At 49.2% G+C, this 2351-nt stretch carries 2 protein-coding genes and 1 pseudogene; 2 read left to right on the forward strand and 1 reads right to left on the reverse strand.

Annotation, left to right across the window (positions count from 1 at the left end):
* On the forward strand, window positions 1–791 hold a 791-nt coding region (locus WBV75_RS04635), incomplete at its 5' end, for a THUMP-like domain-containing protein (RefSeq protein ID WP_424119481.1).
* Between the two features lie 6 nt (window positions 792–797).
* On the opposite strand, the gene WBV75_RS04640 is transcribed toward WBV75_RS04635, so the two are convergent.
* A complete protein-coding gene (locus WBV75_RS04640; RefSeq protein ID WP_424119482.1) occupies window positions 798–1625 on the reverse strand; it encodes a M15 family metallopeptidase in 828 nt (275 codons plus the stop codon).
* Window positions 1626–1729: 104 nt separating this feature from the next.
* Here WBV75_RS04640 and WBV75_RS04645 point away from each other — a divergent pair.
* Window positions 1730–2351 (forward strand): annotated as a pseudogene (locus WBV75_RS04645) (hypothetical protein); the annotation flags it as partial.

Genomic DNA, 2351 nt, shown 5'->3' on the forward strand with positions numbered 1-2351 from the left:
ACATATGGGTGCATCAAGGGGATGCGCTGTCCCTGCTGCAAAATGAGCTAATTGCGGGTAAACACTTGAGTAAACCTGATTTTGATTGGATTTACCTGGATCCCTCCAGGCGCAAAATGAATCGCAGGAAGGTATTCCTCCTGGAAGACTGTGAACCGCCCCTGCCTGAAATTCTCCCTGAATTATTTGAGGTGAGTGAGAACATCATGGTCAAAACCTCCCCCATGCTGGATATCACAGAGGGTATCAGGCAGATGGGGAATGTTCGGCAAGTCCACATTGTGGCGGTCGGCAATGAAGTCCGGGAATTGATTTGGCTGCTTCAAAGAGGCTGTACACAGGAAACAGAGCGTATTGCGGTGGATCTGAAAACACCCTTCTCCCCTTTCCGATTTTATGCCACAGAGGAGGAGGTTGCCCAGGCCCCTTTTTCCAACCCTATGGAATATCTATACGAACCCAATGCCGCGATTCTGAAGGCCGGCGGATTTAAATCGATAGCTGCCCGCTATAACCTGTATAAAATCCACCTGAATACACATCTCTATACCTCGGATTCCTGTATCGCCTTTCCCGGGAGACGGTTTAAAATTCTACACAATCTGGAATACAAACCTGGAAAAATTTCCTATACCAAAGCGAATGTGAGCACCCGTAATTTTCCGGAATCCGTGGCAACCCTTAGGAAGCGGAATCGCATAAAAGATGGGGGCGAGACCTATCTCTTCTTTGTGCGTTCCTATGATGAATCGCTCCGGGTATTGGCCTGTCAACGTCTGGAAAATACTTAAAAAGGACTACAAAGACGCTTCCATTTCGCAGGACCACTGGAAATTTGCAACCGGATAGGCAGAAGCAGCTTTCAGGTTGTAATGCCACCACTCGGTCCGCACGGACCAGAATCCATGGCTTTCCATAGTTTCTTTGAGCAATTTTCTATTCTCCAGTACGTCAGACGGCAAGTCGGTGGCATCGTGATAGGCCGGCTTCCCGAAATAGTCGAAATCCGTTCCCATATCGAGGGGTTGGCCGGAAAGGGTTTCGAGGGTGATATCTACAGCCCCCCCCCTATTGTGGATTGAACCTTTCACCGGGTTGGCCACATACTGCGGGTTCGGGACCACCTTCCACATGAGATACTGGACCGAATTGGGTCGGTAGCAGTCGAAAAAACGGATGCGCACCCCGTGCTTTAAAAATTCAGAATTGGCCGCGATAAGGGCGCGGGCGGTAATGGCGCGGGTATAGCATTTCGGGCAATCGTATACCCGGGTCTTCATAAAATTGTTTTCGGTGGCGTAGCGCAGGTCAAAGGAAAACGCTGTACTGTAATCCGAGAGCCGGACAAAGGCCGAATCGGGAAGGGCCTCTAAAGCAGTAAGTGATTTTACAGTCCTGGCATCAGCAGTGGGGGTTGCTCCATCTTCCCAGCTATTGCCGGCAGGGATTCCAGGAAGATCCGCTGCCTTTTCAGGGGTGAGTGACTGATTTTCCCTGTCCCGCGAATTTGATACTGCTGTGACTCCTGATTTTTCTGAAGTCGAATCCTGCTTTTCCCTGTGAATCTCACCACAGGAAATGCTGCTGACTAAGAGTACCCAAAAGCCCAACCTGATTTTATACAATTCCGATCTTTTTTTTGCTGTCTAAGGACGAAAATACACAATTTGGCAATGGCCCGAACCCCTATTTATGCAGCTGATCCGGCTAAAAGAACCTATATTAGTCCATGCGCAACTTCCTTTTTGTCTTTCTTGTTTTTGTACCACTGGGGCTCTGGGCCCAGTCACCCTGGTTGACCGGCTTCGAAAAGCCCGTTGAAAACCCAATCCTTCAGGCGAATTCAAACTTTAAATTCTTCTGCCCCGTGCGAAAAGATTCTGTCTCCTGGCAACGGGCCGATGTTTTTAACCCCGGAGCCGTGGTGCGCAATGACACTATTTTTGTTTTTTTCAGGGCAGAGGACAATCCGAAGGCGAAACTGGGGGAACGAACCTCCCGCATAGGATTGGCCTGGAGCACTGACGGGCTTGAATTTAAACGATACCCGCATCCTGTCCTCTATCCGGACCAGGACGCTTATTTAAAATGGGAGTATCCGGGTGGTGTTGAAGACCCCAGGGTAGTAGAGTTGGAAAACGGCACATACCTCATGCTCTATACAGGCTGGAACAATGAAACGGCCCGGTTGTGCAGTGCGGTATCCAGCGATCTCATTCATTGGAAAAAACAAGGTCCCGTCTTTGAATTTGCGCACGGAGGGGAATATCTCGACACCTGGAGTAAATCCGGATCTGTGGTTACTGAAATCAAAAACGGCCGTCTTATTGCCAAAAAAATCAATGGAGCTT

Source organism: Robiginitalea sp. (assembly GCF_049588695.1).
Taxonomy (GTDB): domain Bacteria; phylum Bacteroidota; class Bacteroidia; order Flavobacteriales; family Flavobacteriaceae; genus Robiginitalea.